General features: G+C 67.6%; 14 protein-coding genes. 6 read left to right on the top strand and 8 right to left on the bottom strand.

What is annotated here, in order from left to right; all coding sequences use genetic code 11:
- The first annotated feature begins 28 nt into the window (after positions 1-28).
- Complete coding sequence (catA, locus tag FO044_RS02180; RefSeq protein WP_132993040.1) at positions 29-904, top strand: catechol 1,2-dioxygenase; 876 nt, start codon at positions 29-31, stop codon at positions 902-904.
- A gap of 97 nt (positions 905-1,001) precedes the next feature.
- Here the strand turns inward: catA and FO044_RS02175 are convergent, their stop codons facing one another.
- Positions 1,002-2,582, bottom strand: coding sequence for an AAA family ATPase (locus FO044_RS02175; protein ID WP_132993039.1), 1,581 nt, complete (start codon positions 2,580-2,582; stop codon positions 1,002-1,004).
- A gap of 29 nt (positions 2,583-2,611) precedes the next feature.
- The gene (locus tag FO044_RS02170; protein WP_132993038.1) at positions 2,612-3,535 is read right to left on the bottom strand and encodes a LysR family transcriptional regulator; all 924 of its coding nucleotides are present in this window, start codon (positions 3,533-3,535) and stop codon (positions 2,612-2,614) included.
- Positions 3,536-3,779: 244 nt separating this feature from the next.
- Here FO044_RS02170 and benA point away from each other — a divergent pair, with 244 nt between their 5' ends.
- The 4 genes from benA to FO044_RS02150 are packed head-to-tail and all read left to right on the top strand — an operon-like array spanning position 3,780 to position 11,359.
- Positions 3,780-5,201, top strand: a complete 1,422-nt coding sequence (benA, locus tag FO044_RS02165; RefSeq protein ID WP_132993037.1) for a benzoate 1,2-dioxygenase large subunit — start codon at positions 3,780-3,782, stop codon at positions 5,199-5,201.
- 13 nt (positions 5,202-5,214) lie between these two features.
- Entirely contained in the window at positions 5,215-5,757 is a 543-nt protein-coding gene (gene benB / locus FO044_RS02160; protein WP_132993036.1) for a benzoate 1,2-dioxygenase small subunit, read from the top strand.
- A gap of 13 nt (positions 5,758-5,770) precedes the next feature.
- Positions 5,771-8,608: a benzoate 1,2-dioxygenase electron transfer component BenC gene (benC, locus tag FO044_RS02155; RefSeq protein WP_132993035.1), complete on the top strand. Its 2,838-nt coding sequence runs from the start codon at positions 5,771-5,773 to the stop codon at positions 8,606-8,608.
- Positions 8,609-8,638: 30 nt separating this feature from the next.
- The gene (locus FO044_RS02150) at positions 8,639-11,359 is read left to right on the top strand and encodes a LuxR C-terminal-related transcriptional regulator (RefSeq protein ID WP_132993034.1); all 2,721 of its coding nucleotides are present in this window, start codon (positions 8,639-8,641) and stop codon (positions 11,357-11,359) included.
- Positions 11,360-11,404: 45 nt separating this feature from the next.
- On the opposite strand, the gene FO044_RS02145 is transcribed toward FO044_RS02150, so the two are convergent.
- The 4 genes from FO044_RS02145 to FO044_RS02130 are packed head-to-tail and all read right to left on the bottom strand — an operon-like array spanning position 11,405 to position 14,791.
- Positions 11,405-12,031, bottom strand: coding sequence for a 3-oxoacid CoA-transferase subunit B (locus tag FO044_RS02145; RefSeq protein ID WP_132993033.1), 627 nt, complete (start codon positions 12,029-12,031; stop codon positions 11,405-11,407).
- Complete coding sequence (locus tag FO044_RS02140) at positions 12,028-12,798, bottom strand: CoA transferase subunit A (RefSeq protein WP_132993032.1); 771 nt, start codon at positions 12,796-12,798, stop codon at positions 12,028-12,030. The genes FO044_RS02145 and FO044_RS02140 overlap by 4 nt, the downstream gene beginning before the upstream one ends.
- Positions 12,795-13,562: a 3-oxoadipate enol-lactonase gene (gene pcaD, locus FO044_RS02135; RefSeq protein ID WP_132993031.1), complete on the bottom strand. Its 768-nt coding sequence runs from the start codon at positions 13,560-13,562 to the stop codon at positions 12,795-12,797. The genes FO044_RS02140 and pcaD overlap by 4 nt, the downstream gene beginning before the upstream one ends.
- Positions 13,559-14,791 carry an acetyl-CoA C-acetyltransferase gene (locus FO044_RS02130; RefSeq protein ID WP_132993030.1) on the bottom strand — a complete coding sequence of 411 codons (1,233 nt, stop codon included), beginning with the start codon at positions 14,789-14,791 and terminating at the stop codon, positions 13,559-13,561. Before FO044_RS02130 ends, pcaD begins: the two co-directional genes overlap by 4 nt.
- Positions 14,792-15,085: 294 nt before the next feature.
- Between FO044_RS02130 and FO044_RS02125 the strand changes: the two genes are divergently transcribed.
- The gene (locus FO044_RS02125) at positions 15,086-16,717 is read left to right on the top strand and encodes an ABC-F family ATP-binding cassette domain-containing protein (RefSeq protein WP_132993029.1); all 1,632 of its coding nucleotides are present in this window, start codon (positions 15,086-15,088) and stop codon (positions 16,715-16,717) included.
- 7 nt (positions 16,718-16,724) lie between these two features.
- Here FO044_RS02125 and FO044_RS02120 read toward each other — a convergent pair whose 3' ends face one another.
- Both FO044_RS02120 and FO044_RS02115 read right to left on the bottom strand, forming a co-directional pair.
- A complete protein-coding gene (locus tag FO044_RS02120; protein ID WP_132993028.1) occupies positions 16,725-17,183 on the bottom strand; it encodes a DUF732 domain-containing protein in 459 nt (152 codons plus the stop codon).
- Between the two features lie 81 nt (positions 17,184-17,264).
- A complete protein-coding gene (locus FO044_RS02115) occupies positions 17,265-17,723 on the bottom strand; it encodes a DUF732 domain-containing protein (protein WP_132993027.1) in 459 nt (152 codons plus the stop codon).
- Positions 17,724-17,742 lie beyond the last annotated feature (19 nt).

Genomic DNA, 17,742 nt, shown 5'->3' with positions numbered 1-17,742 from the left:
CCGGAGCCCAGAAGAAGGAGAACCCCGAATGACCGACACCAGTTTCGAATCCGAGGCCACCGCCAAGGCCGCCGAATCCGGCGCCAACGCCTCGGTGCAGTTCCGTGAGCGCATGGCCGCCAATGCGGCGGGCTCCGGCCCCATCGACCACGAGCGCGTCGACTACCTGGCCAGCAAGGCCGTCAAGGCGCTCAACGACATCGTCATCGAGGACAAGGTCAGCTACGCCGAGTACAACGCGCTCAAGGCATGGCTGATCAAGGTCGGCGAGGACGGCGAGTGGCCGCTGTTCCTGGACGTCTGGCTCGAGCACTCCGTCGAGGAGGTCGCCAACGAGCACCGCGAGGGCAGCAAGGGAACCATCGAGGGCCCGTACTACATGAGCGGATCACCCGAGATCGAGTGGAACGGCACCATCCCGATGCGCGACGACGAGCCGGGCACCCCGTTCGTCTTCTCCGGACAGGTGCGTTCGGTCGATGGCCGCCCGCTGGCCGGAGCCAAGCTGGAGCTGTGGCACGCCGACAACCTCGGCTTCTACTCGCAGTTCGCACCGGGACTGCCCGAGTGGAACCTGCGCGGCACGTTCATCGCGAACGAGGAGGGCCGTTACGAGATCCACACGATCCGCCCCGCCCCGTACCAGATCCCGACCGACGGGGCCTGCGGTCAGCTCATCGCGGCGGCCGACTGGCACGCCTGGCGTCCCGCGCACCTGCACTTCAAGGTGAGCGCACCCGAGCACGAGCTGAACACGAGCCAGTTGTACTTCCCGGGTGACCCGCACAACGGTGACGACATCGCGTCCGCGGTGAAGCCCGAGCTGATCCTCGATCCGAAGCCGAACCCGAACGGCGAGGGCGAGATCACCGAGTACGACTTCGTCCTCGATCCCGAGGCCTGAACCCGGCGGATCTCACGGACGCTGAGAGCACGAGCCGGTCGGCGGAGTCTTCCGCCGACCGGCTCCTCTGCGTGGCATGGCCGGAGCGCACGGCGAGTCACCGACTCGCAGGCGGGACGTAGTTCAGACCGCGGAAGTGCGCGCTCGTCGCGAAGATGTCCGTATCCAACGGCACACCCCGATGAGCCGCCATGCGCAGGGCGAGCCGCAGAAGCATCTTGATGTCGCGGGGCGTGATGTCCGGGAAGCCGCCGATCAGATCGTCGAGGAGATCATCGGGCAGCACCACGTCGTTCCCCGCAGCGAGGATCCTCCACACCTCGCGGGCGGCATCGGGCTCCGGTGGCCGGTACTCGATCACCGCCGCGCACCGCGCGAGGATCGCCTCGTCGACGCCGTCGATCCGGTTGGTGGTGAGGAACAGCAGACCGTCGAAGTACTCGAGGGTGCGCAGGAACTCGGCGACGATCGCGTTCTGACTCAGGTCGAATCCGCGCTCCATGACGAACACGTCCGCCTCGTCGAGCAGCAGGACCGCGTCCCACCGCTTTGCGCGATCGAAGATCACCTCGAGGTTCTTCCGGACGAGTTCCGGTGTGACGCCGAGGGACCCGGAGTGAATCGAGTAGAGCGGGCGTCGCGTGACCTCGGCGTACACCTCGGCGGTGAGGGTCTTGCCGACACCGGGACGCCCCTTGGCGAGGATCACGTTTCCCGCCGACTTGCCGTCGATGATGTCGCCGGTGAACACCGAGATGTCGGTGGTCAGGATGTTGAGCAACTCGCGCTGATCGTCGGGCAGGACGAGCTTGTCCTGCAGATGCACGTCGTAGCGGTATTCCGCGAGGTCACCCGTGTTCACGTCCAGGAAGTCCTGGGCCGCGAGATCGAACACCCGCACGGCGGTGATCACCGGAACCGGCCCGAACTCGCCCTCGTCGAACAACGTGGACGGCGCCACCATCCGCAACGACGCGATCTCGTCTGGTGCGACGTCGTGCACCACCTTCCGACCTGCACGTGTGTTGGCGGACCGGTAGTCGTCGGTGTGCACCGCCCGCCCGGTGAAGGTGTACTGCGTGCCGAAACCACTGTCGATGATCTCGGTGAAGCGCTTCCTGCGCTCTCGGTACTCGGCCTTGAGCGCGCTGGTCTCGCGGTAGGCGCCGCCGGACAGCAGCACGTCGGCGGGAGCCTTCCCGACGATCTCGGTCTCCTCGAAGTAGAGGATCCGCGGTGCCCGCGAGGGCCGTTTCACCGTGGGGTTGTCGGCCTCCATCGTGAACTTGATCCGGGGACCGTGCGTGCGGTCCGCGTTCTCGAGAGAGAGCTTCATGACGAGATACGGGTGCAGGTACCCATCGGGTTCGCGGACGTACAGCCAGCCGTCGATGCGATCGCGAGTGAGGAACGAGTGGAACATCTCGGCCGCCGCGCCGATGTCCGGAACGGGCGGGAAATCGCCGGCCCGGGCCGATCGGATCGCCGCCACCGCACGGCCGAACGAGTCGTCGGAGACGGCGACGGCGGTGTCGGCGAGATCGACGAGTGCCGCATCGGTCAGGACGTGGTCGGCCAGACCGATCTGCGGTGAGCGCCACGACCTCGCCTGCTCGCGTGCGGCCGCCAGGTCCTCGGACGAGGTCGCCGCCACCAACGACGTGGGTGCTGCCAGCACAGCGGATCCTTCCTACTCGGCCCGAGGCTTCAGCCCTCGGGCGACGACGTGGAGACTCCGCGGGGCGAGGTGCCGGAGAAGTCGATCGCCGTGATGATCTCGACGACTGCGTCGACGAGCGGATTTTCCCGGGAGCGCCGCCATGCCAGGGCGGTCTCCATCTCGCCGGCATCGGGCAGATCCCGGATCACCAGGCCGTCGAGCGGCAGTGCGCGCACCGACGCGGGCACCAGACTCACACCGAGACCCGCGGCGACGAGCGCCAGGAGAACGGCGGTGCCGGGCGCCTCGTGCTCACCGCGCGGGGTGAACCCCGCCTCACGGCACACCTTCAGCGCCGCTGCGGTCACCGCGGAGTCGCGGCTGCCGTACACGACGAAGGGCTCGGCTCGCAGGTCGGAGACGGACACGACCGGTTCCACGGCGAGACGGTGATCTACCGGGACCGCCAGCACGAGGGGCTCGTAGCCGATGGTGCGCAGTTCGATGTCGTCTCCGACGGCAGGCGGTCGCAGGAGGCTCAGGTCCAACGTCCCGTCGCGCAGACCGTCGCACTGGTCAGGCGTGAGCAGGTCGCTGGAGATCTGCAGTGCCACCTCGGGCAGCTCCTGGCCGATGGCGCGCGCGATCGACGGCAGGTGGGAGAAGGCAGCCGTACCGGTGAGCCCGAGGCGGATCAGTCCGCTGCGGCCGTCGGCCAGACGCCGCGCACCGTGCACGGCACGGTCGACCGACGCCAGGATGCGCCCGACCTCGTCCTGGAAATACTCGCCTGCGGGCGTCAGCGCCACCTGGCGCGTGGTGCGGGTGAACAGGACCACTTCGAGCTCGCCCTCGAGCTGACGAATCGCATACGACAACGCCGGCTGCGCGACGTGAAGCCGACCGGCCGCCTGCCCGAAGTGACAGGTGTCGGCGACCGCGGCGAAGTAGCGGAGGTGGCGCAGTTCCATTGATCTCCCCGTTCACCAGGACCGGTGCCCGTCATCTCCAGGGTGCCGACGATGTGACCCGGTGCATATGTGAATCACGGTACGACGTTCGATAAATAGGCGCAATATGCGATATTCCGTCCGATTGAGATCATACGACGATCAATCAGCCCCCAGCTCAGTCCTAGGGTTTCGCCTAGTGTGATTGGTGACACAAACGAGCACCCTCGAAGTACAGCCCACATCACGACATCCGGAGGTCCTCATGACCGCAACAGTTCCGCAGACCCCGCTACCGACGCACCTCGAGCACCTCTCGTCGGTTCTCTCCGATGCGGTGGTCGATGACCGCGAAGCGGGCGTGTACCGCGCGAACCGTCGCATCTTCACCGATGAGGACATCTTCGAGCTCGAGATGAAGTACATCTTCGAGGGCAACTGGGTCTACCTCGCGCACGAGAGCCAGGTATCCGAACCCGGCGACTACTTCACCACGTACATCGGCCGCCAGCCGGTCGTCGTCACGCGCGACAAGCACGGCGAACTCCACCTGCTGATCAACGCGTGCGCGCACCGCGGTGCCATGCTGTGCCGCCGCAAGACGGATAACCGCACCACGCTGACGTGCCCGTTCCACGGTTGGACGTTCCGAAACGACGGAACGCTCCTCAAGGTCAAGGATCCCGAGGGCGCCGGCTATCCGGACACCTTCGACGTCGACGGCAGCCACAACCTGACCAAGGTCGCGAAGTTCGACACCTACCGCGGCTTCCTGTTCGGCAGCCTCAACCCCGATGTCCTCTCGCTCGAGGAGCACCTCGGTGACTCGACCAAGGTCATCGACATGCTCGTCGACCAGTCTCCCGACGGCCTCGAGGTGGTGCGCGGCTCCTCCACCTACACCTACGACGGCAACTGGAAGGTGCAGGCGGAGAACGGCGCCGACGGCTACCACGTCAGTGCGGTGCACTGGAACTACGCGGCCACCACCTCGCGCCGTAACACCGGCGAGTCGGCCAACGCCACCAAGACCCTGGACGCGGGCAGCTGGGGCAAGTCGGGCGGCGGCTACTGGTCGTACCCCAACGGCCACCTGTGCCTCTGGACCTGGGCGGGCAACCCTCAGGACCGCCCGCTGTGGGATCGGATGGACGAACTCAAGGAGAGCTTCGGCGACGCCAAGGGCGAGTTCATGGTCCGCGGCTCGCGAAACCTGTGCCTCTACCCGAACGTCTACCTGATGGACCAGTTCTCCACGCAGATCCGTCACTTCCGGCCCATCGCCCCGGACAAGACCGAGGTCACCATCTACTGCATCGCGCCGAAGGGCGAGAGCGCGGCGTCACGGTCGTGGCGCATCCGCCAGTACGAGGACTTCTTCAACGCGTCCGGCATGGCCACCCCCGACGACCTCGAGGAGTTCCGCTCGTGCCAGGTCACGTTCCGTGCACAAGCAGCGCCGTGGAACGACATGAGCCGCGGTGCCGAGCACTGGATCACCGGCCCCGACGAGGTGGCCGAGTCCCTGGACATGCCGAACGTGATCTCGGCCGGTGCGCGCAACGAGGACGAGGGCCTGTTCCCCGTCCAGCACGGTTACTGGCTCGAGACCATGCGCAAGGGCCTGACCGCCGAGGAATCGGCCGAAGCTGCAGCCCCGAAGCCCACCGCCGGCCCGTGCGCCTGAAAGGACGATCATCATGACCACCACCGAATCCACCAGCGCACCGGCCGCAGCTCAGTCCGGCGGCACGCTGATCACGCAGAACATGATCGAGCAGTTCCTGTACCGGGAGGCCCGCCATCTCGATGACCGGGAATTTGAGAAGTGGCTGGAATGCTACGCAGACGACGTCGTCTACTGGATGCCGTCGTGGGACGACAACGACGAGCTCACGCAGGACCCCGAATCCGAGATCTCGCTGATCTACTACGCGAACAAGGGCGGGCTCGCCGACCGCGTGTTCCGGATCCGCACCGAGCGTTCATCGGCCACATCCCTCCCCGAAGCCCGTACGAGTCACAACATCTCGAACGTCGAGGTGATCGGACGCGACGGCGACATCGTGGATGTGCGCTTCAACTGGCACACGATGTACTTCCGGTACAAGACGATCGACCCGTACTACGGGACCTCGTTCTACACGATCGACTTCTCGGGTGAGAACCCGCTGATCCGTCGCAAGACCGTGGTGTTGAAGAACGACTACATCCACCACGTCGTCGACATCTATCACATCTAAACCGGAGACCCACATGACTGTCACGACCGACCGACCCACCTCTGACGGGAACGCGGAAACGGGCGACGGATCCCATCAGGTCGCGCTCGCGTTCGAAGACGGCGTCACCCGATTCATCACCTGCCGGGACGATCAGACGGTGGCCGACGCCTCGTACCGCAATCGGATCAACATTCCGCTGGACTGCCGCGACGGCGCCTGCGGAACGTGCAAGGCGTTCTGCGAATCCGGCGAGTACGACGGCGGCGACTACATCGAGGATGCGCTCTCATCGTCCGAGTCCGATGAGGGTTACGCGCTGCCGTGCTCGATGAAGCCCAAATCCGATCTGGTGCTCCAGATAGCGGCGACGTCCGAGGTGGCCAAGACCCAGGCAGCCACCTTCAACGGCACGATCGACGATCTACAGCGGCTGTCGGAGACGACCGTCAAGCTCGCCGTGTCGATCCCCAACCGCGGTGAACTGGCATTCCTTCCCGGTCAGTACGTGAACATCGCAGTGCCCGGCACGGAGAACGAGGCGGGCGACGGTCCGCTGACCCGGTCGTACTCGTTCTCCAGTGGACCGCACGAGGACCGACTCACGTTCCTGATCAAGATCACTCCCGGCGGCATGATGTCGACGTACCTCACCGATCAGGCGAAGGTCGGCGACGCGATCTCGTTCACCGGCCCGCACGGTTCGTTCTTCCTCCGCGACTCCGAGCGGCCCATCATGCTGCTGGCGGGTGGCACCGGGCTGGCCCCGGTGCTATCGATCCTGCGGAAACTGCACGCCGACAACAGTCCCCGCAAAGCCCACCTGATCTACGGTGTCAGCACCGACGAGGATCTGGTCGCCGTCGACGAGATCGAGTTCTTCCAGAACGAGCTGTCCGGCTTCACGTGGGACCACTGCGTCGCGGCCGCGGACAGCAGCGCGAAGAACAAGGGGTACGTCACCACGCTGATCGAACCGCAGCACCTCTACGACGGCGACGTCGCGATCTACCTGTGCGGTCCGCCGCCGATGGTCGAGTCGGTCCGCACTCACGTGAGCGACAGCGGCATCGAGCCGACCGGCTTCTACTACGAGAAGTTCGCGCTCGCCGGTGCGCCGAAGGCGACTCCCGGCGCAGAGCCGGAGACGGCGCCCGACACGGTGACGGCCATCGCCGACGCCGAGGCCGGAACTGCCCCGTCGCCCGCTCCCCTGTCGAGCACCGGCGACGACCTGCTCATCGTCGACGATGCGCGCGGGATCACCGGGAAGCAGGTTCTGCCTCCGGCACCGACCCAGCCGTGGAGCGGTGCCGCAGCACGCACCCCCGACGACGACGCCCGTCGCGCCGTCGCCGGAAACCGGATCTGGCGCGGAAGCGCCCCGCCCGCTCAAGCCGGCGATCCGGGCGACGACGAGGTGCGCCTGACCCTCGCACGGAACATCGGCAGGCAGGAGATGTTCACGAAGAAGGCCATCCGCCCCCTGCACGAGCCGACGCCCGCGGCTGCCCCGGCAGCCACGGCAACACCGGCCCCGGCCCCGGCCGCTGCGCACTCCTCCACCATCGTGGACGGCAGCACCGTCGGGTCGCAGGGCTACCAGATCGGCCAGGAGCACCCGGGCGTCTTCGCGTCCGACGCGCTGTTCGAGGCTCGTGCCGCGCTGGAACTCGGTGCTCTGGAGCTCACTTTCGGCCGCCTCACGAGTCGGCAGCTCGCCGGCTACCGGCTGCTCGCGGACGCGACTCTGCCGTACGTGGACGCCGACAAGTCGACGTTCATCGACGCCGCCGAGTACACCGAGACCAACGCCGCGTTCCACGACTACCTGTTCACCCAGACGCGCAACGAGCATCTCCTGCAGGCGTACTCGGCTCTGGGAGTGAAGGGTCGGATGAGCGAGGTGCTGCGCAACGCCACGTGGTGTCATCCGCTGTGCGCGCGCGACCACGTCGACATCGTGGACGCGTTCGAACGTGGCGACAAGGATCGGGCGATCTCGCTGATCCGTGCGCACGCCAACCGCTCCAAGCAGACGATGCGGCGAGCAATGGCCGACGAGATGGAATCGCGCAGGCCGCGCTTCGTCACCCCGGGCCGCTTCACCGACACAGTCGTCGTGGTGACCGGATCGGCGCAGGGCATCGGTGAGCACGTGGCGCGCAGGATCGGCGCCGAAGGTGGAAAACTGGTGCTGGCCGACCGCTCGGAACTGGTCGACCAACTGGCCACCGAGCTCGACGCGGACGGTCAGGCCACCTCGGTCACCGCCGACCTCGAGACGTATGCAGGCGCGAAGTCCGTCGTGCAGCATGCGATCTCGACGTACGGACGGATCGACGTGCTGGTGAACAACGTGGGCGGTGCGATCAACTTCAAGCCGTTCATCGAGTTCACCGACGAGGAGATCCAGGCCGAGATCGATCGGTCGCTGATGACGACGCTGTACGCTTCGCGCGCAGCGCTTCCCGGCATGGTCGAGCGCGGCCGGGGCACCATCGTCAACGTCTCGTCGGCCGCGACGCGCGGCATCAACCGGATCCCGTACTCGGCGGCCAAGGGCGGCATCAACGCGATCACCGCGTCGCTCGCGCTCGAGTACGCCGACGCCGGCATCCGGGTGGTGGCGACCGCTCCCGGCGGCACCGAGGCTCCGCCCCGCCGGATCTCTCGCGGCACTCCGGAACCCGTCAACGAACAGGATCAGGCCTGGTTCCAGGCGCACATCGATCAGACACTCGACTCGTCGCTCATGCATCGCTACGGCACGCTCGACGAGCAGGCGGCCGCCGTCTGCTTCCTCGCCTCCGAGGAGGCGTCGTACATCACCGGAACGGTGCTCCCGGTCGCGGGCGGCGATCCGGGGTGAGCAGGCGAGGACGTGCCCTAGAGTGAAGGCATGACGGGGCAGTCGCAGTCCTACGGGCCCGCGGCCGCCCTGGCGCACCTGATCGAGGTGAGCACGTCCTCCGCCGCCACCGGAGCACATCTGGTGACCGTCGTCGGCGGGGCGGGCAGCGGCAGGAGCACCCTGCTGCGCCGCCTCGCCGACGCACATCGTGAGATTCACGTCGCGGGCCGCGTGCTCAGCGCACAGGGTCTGCCATGGGAGTCCGACCGGGCGGGCGGGATCGGCGACCAGCTTCTGCCGGACGACGGCACCGACCTCGAGAACACACTCGCAGCCCAGCCCCAGGACGACGAGGGCAGAACGCCGATCCTGCTGACGATCGACGACGCTCACCACGGCGACGCAGCATCGATTCACGAGGTGCTGAGCATTCTCGTCCATCACCGGGATGCGCCGGTTCTCGTCGTCCGGACCGCGCCGCCCGACGCACGTCTCCCCGACCTCGCGGGAGCACAGACCATCCAACTGACCGGTCTCGACGCCGATGAGCTGACTGCTCTCGCCGCCGAGTACCGGATCGTGCTGCACCCGGTGACCGCCGCCCGGCTGGCCGCGCACACCGCAGGGAGTCCGCGCGCCGTGCTCGCCATGCTGACGCAGGTCCCGCGCACCTACTGGAGCGTCCCCGATGCCGGACTCTTCGCGCCCACGTTCCTCGTCGATGACGTGCGCTCGCTACTCGGCCGCTGCACCGCGCAGGGCCGGGCCCTGATCGAAGCCCTGGCGGTGCTGGAGGGCGATTCCGGCGGTGCGGATTCCTTGACGACGGCCCCTGCTGCCGGCGCTCTCACGGCCGACTCCCTGACCGCTGCTACGACCCTGGGCGACGTGACAGATCCGCTCGCCGCACTCGACAATGCGATCGCGAGCGGACTGGTCACCATTCCCCCGGGGATCGAGCCCAGCCGATCGGCGCCCCGGCTGCGGAGCCCGATGCACGGCGCGGCGGTTACCGCCGTGATGGGCCTGGAGGCGACCGGTGCGCTGCATCGGCGGGCCGCCGAGATCGTCACCGATCCGGCGCGGCGTCTGCACCATCTGGTCGCGGCCACCCCGGTAGCCGAGCCCGCCCTGGCCGACCGTCTGGAGGCGCTCGCCCGCAAACTCGGCACCGACGGCGAATGGCACTCGGCCGCGAGCCTGTTCCGACAGGCGAGCAGGCTCACCACCGACGAACTGCTGCGCGACGAACGTCTGACACGGGCCGCCGACGCGCTGCTGGCAGCCGGCGACTGCGGTAGTGCGGCGGCGCTCATGCCCGCGGTGGAAAGCCTCCGCGAGACGCCGCTGCGCGAGGCGACGCTCGGCTACCTCGCGATCCTGCGCGGTCGTACCGCCGAGGCCGACATGCGGCTCGATCGCGCATGGGCGATCAGCAACGCCGAACGCGATCCGGAGATCGCCGGCACCATCGCCCAGCGGCGCGTCCTCCTCAGTCTCGCCCGGTGCCAGGGCAGCGAACTCGTGTCGTGGGCCGACACCGCGATCGGGATCGTCGACGACGGCTCGTCGGCCAACACGGAAGCCTCGGTCATCAAAGGACTCGGCCTCGCCTGGTCGGGCCGTCCGGCCGAGGCGCGCGCCCTGTACGACGAACTGACCGACTCCGTCGGACACGGGGCCCAGGCGCAGCGCGTCATGATGGGGCGCGGATGGATGGAGTTCGGCTTCGACGATCTCGACTCGGCACGCAGCGATCTGGAGATCGCGGTCTCGATGGCGCAGCTCCGTGGCTCGAGCCGGATCACCCAGTGGGCCCTCGCCTGGCTCGCCCGTGCGCATTTCGTGACGGGTGAATGGGACCTGGCACTAGCCGCCGTCGGCCGGGGCCGGATCCTCGCCCGAACCAGCGGCATCGCCCTGATCACACCGCTGTTCGAGTGGACCGCGACCCAGATCCACGCATTGCGGGGCGATTGGGACTCCGCTCGTGCCGCTCTCGCCGCGTCCGCCGTCACCGAGGGCAGTTGCGAGATCATGCAGGTACCGACGCTGCTCGCGCGCGCCTCCTACGCGGAGGCCGCCGCCGACTACGGAGGGGTACGAGAGGCCCTCACGGCCGTCGTCCCCCTGGCCCGGCACGCAACCGGATTGTCTGAGCCGGGGTTCTGGCCGTGGGTCGATCAACTCGCCAACGCGTTGGTTCTGGAGGGGCGACCGGAAGACGCCGATGCCCTGCTCGCGCCGCACGAGGAACGCGCGCGACGACGCGGCCACCGATCGGCACAGGCCCGGCTCGGGTACGCACGCGGCCGCCTGCTCGGAACCACCGGAGACCTGCCCGCGGCCCGCCGTGCATTCGAACAGGCGCTGACCGATCTCGAAGGCCTTCCGCTGCGCTACGACCGGGCGCGCGTGAACTTCGCGTACGGGCAGACGCTGCGCCGGGCGGGCAAACGCCGCGCCGCCGACGAGGTGATCAGCCGGGCCCGGGACCTCTATCAGTCACTCGGTGCGCAGACGTACGTCGCCCGCTGCGATCGGGAGCTGCGGGCGGGCGGCCTGCACACGACAGTCGGCAGCCGGGACGGCGTGAACCTGACGCCGCAGGAGCAGGCGGTGGCGTCGCTGGTGGTCCAGGGCATGTCGAACCGTGAGGTCGCCGCCGAACTCTACATCTCCGCCAAGACCGTGCAGTACCACCTGACCCGGATCTACGGAAAGATCGGCGTCCGGTCCAGGGCCGAGCTCACCGCCGTCTGGCGATGAGCTCCACCCCTCGGCAGCCCGGGATCGGATGCTGTCCCGGGCCGCCTATTCGACGGGCGCCCCGGTCTTGTCCTGAACTTCCTCACGGGTGACGTCGGGTGCCAACTCGACGATCGTGAAGTGATCGCCTGCCGTATCGAAGACCCCGAGGTCGGTGATGACCCGCTGCACGATTCCCCGGCCGGTCAACGGCAGCGAGCAGTCGGCGACGAGTTTCACGTCGCCCTTCTTGGTCAGGTGCTCCATCAGGACGATCACGTGCCGGGCACCGCTGACCAGGTCCATCGCGCCGCCGATGCCCTTCACGAGGGCGCCGGGCACCATCCAGTTGGCCAGGTCGCCGCCTGCCGACACCTGCATGCCGCCGAGGACCGCCACATCGACGTGGCGACCGCGGATCATCGAGAAGCTGGTCGCCGAGTCGAAGTACGACGCGCCGGGCAGCACGGTGACCGTCTGCTTACCCGCATTGATCAGGTCAGGGTCCACCTGATCGTCGTACGGGTACGGACCGACGCCCAGGATGCCGTTCTCGGCGTGCAGGGTGACCGTCGACTCCGCCGGGATGTAGTCGGGGATCTTCGTCGGCAGGCCGATTCCGAGATTCACGTAGTCCCCGTCGGACAGCTCCTTGGCCGCCCGTTCCGCCATCGCGTCGCGATTCCAGCTCATGACGTCCTCTCGCGTGTGGTGCGCTGTTCGATTTCCTTGCGAGCCGCCTGATCCGGCGTCAGTTCGACGACCTTCTGCACGAAGATGCCCGGCAGGTGGACGTCTGCGGGATCGATCTCCCCGACTTCGACGACCTTCTCGGCCTCGACGACCGTGATGCGTCCGGCCATCGCAGCGGGCGGATTGAAGTTCTGGGCGGCCGCATGGAACCGGCAGTTACCCGCTCGGTCGACGACCGCGGCGCGGATCAGCGCGAAGTCGGTGACGATCGACTCCTCGAGAACCATCGGCCGGCCGCCGACCTCGCGCACCTCCTTAGCCGGGGACGCCTCGGCGACGGTGCCGTCGGTGTTGTAACGCCACGGAAGTCCGCCTTCGGACACCAGAGTGCCGACACCCGTCGGGGTGAAGAAGGCACCGATGCCGCTGCCGCCGGATCGCATCCGCTCGGCGAGGGTGCCCTGCGGGGTGAGCTCGACGGTCACCTCGCCCGACAGGAACTGCCTGCCGAACTCCTTGTTCTCGCCGATGTAGGAGGCGATCACCTTACTGATGCGGCGCGCCTCCAGGAGCAGGCCGAGGCCCGCACCGTCCACGCCGCAGTTGTTGGAGACGATCGTCAGATCCTTCGCGCCCTGTTCGAGTAGCGCCTCGATCAGGAACCACGGGATGCCGGCGAGGCCGAAGCCACCGACAGCGAGGCTCGACCCGTCCGGGATGTCCTGAACGGCTTCATCAGCCGATCCGACCACTTTGTTCAAGGTCATGCTTGCTCCAAGTGATTGATGAGCGCCGCGGTTGCGGCTTCGGGCTGCTGAAGGTTCGCCAGATGACAGGCATCGGGCAGCACCGTCAGCGTGGACTCGCCGATCCGGTTCGCGATGTCGGTCAGCAGTGCCGCCGGTGTCGCGGTGTCCTCGGCGCCTGCGACGACGAGCGTGCGGGTGGATATGCGCGAGAGCTCGTCTCGCAGGTCCATCGCGTCGATCGCCTCGCAGCATCCCGCGTACCCCTCGTCGGGGGTCGCGGTGACCATCGCTTCGTAGAACTCCTTCTCGTCGGGATTGTCGACCAGGTACTGCGGGGTGAACCACCGGCTCACAACCGCCTCGGCGATGCGGCCGGTCCCCTCCTCCCGCACCAACGTGGCGCGGTCCCCGTAACCGGCCTCGGGCAGCGCGGCGGCGGTGCACATGACGGCCAGGCTGGCGACGCGCTCGGCGGCCCGGACCGCCGTGCGCATCATGGTCATGCCACCGAGCGACAGTCCGATCATGTGCGCACGCTCGACGTCGAACCGGTCGAGCAGAGCGAGGAGATCGTCGGAGAGGTCGTCGAGCGAGTACGGGCCGTCCGGCACCAGCGATCGCCCGTGTCCGCGGGTGTCGTACCGCAGGACGTGGAAGCGCTCCTCCAGGGCCGCCACTTGCGGCTCCCACATGCGCATGTCCGAGCCGAGGGAGTTCGACAGCACCACGGTGGGTCCGTCGGCCTGCCCGCTGGAGACAGCGTGGACGTCGACGGCGCTCATCGGGTCGCCTCGAACACCGCGGCGAGCCCCTGGCCGCCGCCGATGCACATGGTCTCGAGCACGTACCGGGCGTCCCGGCGACGCGCCTCGTAGGCGGCGGTCGCCAGGATGCGGGCACCGGTCGCACCGACGGGGTGACCGAGTGAGATCCCGGAGCCGTTGGGGTTGAGCCGGGGATCGTCTGCGGCGATCCCCCACTCGGCGAGAACGCTGAGGACCTGGGCGGCGAACGCCTCGTTGAGTTCGATCAGGTCGAGGTCGGCGAGGGTGATCCCCGCCCGGTCGAGAGCCTTGCGCGTCGCGGGCACCGGACCGATGCCCATGGCCTTCGGTTCGCAACCGGCGACCGACCACGATCGGAGCGTGAGCATCGGGTCGAGGCCCAGCTTCTCCGCGTTCGCACGCGTGGTCACGACGGCCATCGCCGCACCGTCGTTCTGACCGGATGCGTTGCCCGCGGTGACCGTCGACTCCGGATCGATCCTGCGCCGGACCGGCTTCAGGTTCGCGAACGACTCGACGGACGCATCCGCACGTGGATGCTCGTCCCGGTCGACGATCACATCGGGCTTTCCGCGTTTGCCGGGCACGGTGACCGGGGTGAGTTCGTCGGCGAACCGCCCTGCCTCGTGCGCCGCGACCGCGCGCCGATGCGATGCGACCGCGAGTTCGTCCTGCGCCTCCCGAGTGATGCCGTACTTCTCACGGAGGTTCTCAGCCGTCTCGATCATGCCGCCGGGCACCGGGTACTCCGACCCTCCCGCGGTCGCTCGGGCCCGGTCGAGGCGGTCCATCAGTTCGATGCCGCCCTGCCGGACTCCGGTCCGCAGTCCGAGCGCGTAGTGCTCGACGGTCGACATCGACTCCACGCCGCCTGCCACGATCAGATCGGCTCCGCCGGTGGCGATCGCCGATGCCGCGGTCAGCACCGCCTGCAGTCCGGATCCGCAGCGCCGATCCACCTGCATGCCGGGGACGCCGATCCCCAGACCGGCATCGAGTGCGGCGACGCGACCGATCGCCGGCGCCTCACCGTTGGGCGACCCCTGTCCGAGGATCACGTCATCGATCGCTTCACCGGCCAATCCGGTGCGGGCGACGAGACTCCGAAGGGTCGTGGTGGCCAGGTCCTGCGCTGCGAGCGACGAGAGCGCTCCGCCCATCCTCCCCACCGGAGTCCGGACCGGGCTGCACACGACGATGTCTGCCGACTGTGATTCAGAACTCATATGTCCACCATAGGAACCTTCGGCCATACATAGAAGGACTTATTCTAATTCTATTGAGATGTTTCGTTTATCAATAAACAGCCACACGAAAGCTGGGGCTGTCGATAGACAGCGTTCGCTCGTGTCAGTGGTACCGCTGACGGCCGGCATCGCCGTATAGAGCAATGCCGCCCCTCACACGTACCACTCCGACGGACTGTCTCCATGCCTCTTCGCCTCCACCACTCAGCAGCAGGCGATACGCCCGGAAAATCGCGGGCCTTTACACAGCATTCTGAGTACCGTCGACGTCAGATGTTCCCTTCACCTCATTCCGCACCGGTCGTGCTGCGCAGCATCACGTTCGAATGGCCCGATGGAACCGTGGCACTCGATGGCGTCGACGGGACCTTCGGTACCGGACGCACCGGGCTCGTCGGCCGTAACGGTTCGGGCAAGTCGACGTTGATGCGACTGATCGCGGGGCAGCTGAGCCCGACGAGCGGTGCCATCGACACCGCGGGCACCGTCGGTTATCTGCCGCAGACCCTGACGCTGACCAGTGAGACGACCGTTGCCGCATTGCTCGGCATCGACGCCGTCGTGGCATCGCTCCGCGCAATCGAAGGCGGCGACTCCGACGAGCATCACTTCGAGGTGATCGGAGATGACTGGGATATCGAGGCACGCGCGGACGAGGCACTCGACCGGATCGGGTTCTCGGCGGCCGACCTCGACCGCCGCGTGACCGAGGTGTCCGGCGGCGAGGCGATGCTCATCGCCGTGACCGGTCTGCGGCTCCGCCGCACCGCAGTCACACTGCTGGACGAGCCGACCAACAACCTCGACCGGCCGACACGGGCGAAACTCGCGGCCATGCTCGACGAGTGGCCGGGCACTCTCGTCGTGGTGAGCCACGACCTCGACCTCCTGGAACACATGGACAGCACCGCAGAACTGCGCGGTGGGGCGATCACGGTGTTCGGCGGCCCGTACTCGCAGTGGGTGGAGTACGTCGAGCGGGAGCAGGAGGCTGCAATCGCTGCCGCGCGAACCGCACAGCAGACGCTCAAAGCCGAGAAGCGTCAGCGCGTGGAGACGGAGACGAAACTCGCGCACCGCGCTCGGACGGGAAAGAAGGCGCAGGCCGACGGCGGTCTGCCCAAGATCCTGGCGGGCGCACGCAAGCGGCGCGCGCAGGAGTCCGCGGGAGCTCTGCGGAACACCATGGACGACAAGGTGACCGCCGCCCAGTCGGCCCTCGACGCCGCTGACGCCAGGATCCGCGACGACGAGCGCATCACTCTGGATCTGCCCGCACCCGACCTGCCTCGAAGCCGCCGAATCGCCGAGTTCCACCCCGGCCCCGGCGCGGCGAGCGGAGACGTGATCGTGCAGGGACCGGAGCGCGTCGCGCTGGTCGGCGCGAATGGGTCCGGGAAGTCGACGCTGCTGGCCCAGATGGTCTCGAACATCGAACCTGAAGCGGACCGGGTATCGGGCCGGCTCCTCACCGAGCAGTTCGGATATCTCCCGCAGCGTCTCGACGGACTGAATGAGGACGCCGGCGCACTGGACAACGTCCGGACGGTGGCGCCGTCCGCCACTCCCGGTGATATCCGGAATCGACTCGCCCGGCTGCTGTTGCGCGGCAGCACCGTCGACCGGCCGGTCTCCTCGCTCTCCGGTGGTGAGCGCTTCCGGGTGTCACTGGCGAAACTGCTCTTCGCAGAGCCTCCCGCCCAGCTGCTGATCCTCGACGAACCGACCAACAACCTCGACATGACGAGCGTCGAGCAGCTCGCCGAAGCGCTCGATGAGTACCGGGGAGCACTCATCGTGGTCAGTCACGACCATCGCTTCCTGCGTCGGATCGGGATCGACACGGTATTGGCACTGACCGACGACGGGCGATCCCTGCGCCGGCGGTCGAGCCTGGACCCCTGAAGCCCCGCTACTCACCGACCTTGATGCTCGGCAGAGTGGGAAGGTCGGACGCATCGGGAAGACTCGGCATCACGGCGCCCAGTCTGTCCGGGCAGAAGGCGGTGGTCGCCGCGACCACGACCCGGTTCCCGCGATCGTCGTCCCGGTCCTCGTCGATGTCCTTGACGACCTCGTCGCGACTTTTCCCCTCACCGAGTTCCTCGCACACCTCCCGGCCCGCCTCGACAGCGTCGTCGTCGCTGTCGTACTTCACGCCGCCGGCCTTGAGCGCGGCGAGGTATCCGCGGCGTGCAAGTGAATCCTCCGTCCCGGTGCCTCCTGTTCCGGACTCCGAACTCGCCGCGGAAGTCGCGGCCGCCTGCGATTCGGAGGCCGAGTCCGTGGACGACGAGTTGTCGCCGCACGCCGCCGCCAGCAGGGCGAAACCGACGATCAGCGGGGCACAGCAGACAGCACGAGCACGCATGTCGCGTCTCCGATCTGAGGAGAATGAGCACTTACCTGCCGGACGGTACCGCAACGGTCCATCCGCCGAGTGCTGCTCGACTCAGAAGTCGTCGATCTTCTTCTTCTGGTCGGTGCAGAGGGAACTCGCAGCTGCACCGGTGACCATCCCGCCGACCATCGGATCGTTGGGCACCACGTCCACTGCCATCGCGGTCTCGTACACCGATCTGCCCGACCGGAGATCGGCGCACGCCTTCGCTCCGGCACGCAGTACCTCGGCCTCGCTCTTCGTCCTCAGCTTCTTCTCGACCTCCATGATCCGAAGAAACGCCTTGGCCTCTGTCGAGTCGGGGTCGATCTCATCGGCGGCGACCGACGCCGAACCGGCGGACGGAGCGCTCGAGGACGGCGAGCTGTCGGCCGACGAAGAAGGGGCCACCGACGTCGTCTCCGCTCCGGCATCGTGCGATGCCTTCACCGCTGTCCCTTCGATGCCGCATCCGGACAGAAGTGCGACGGATGCGACGGCGAGAGTGACGGCGAAATGGCGAATGCGCATGGAAGAGGCCCCGTTCGGT

Origin of the sequence: Gordonia zhaorongruii (assembly GCF_007559005.1) — a bacterium.
In the GTDB taxonomy this organism is placed as follows: domain Bacteria; phylum Actinomycetota; class Actinomycetes; order Mycobacteriales; family Mycobacteriaceae; genus Gordonia; species Gordonia zhaorongruii.
This window is presented reverse-complemented; position numbering and strand designations above follow the sequence as displayed.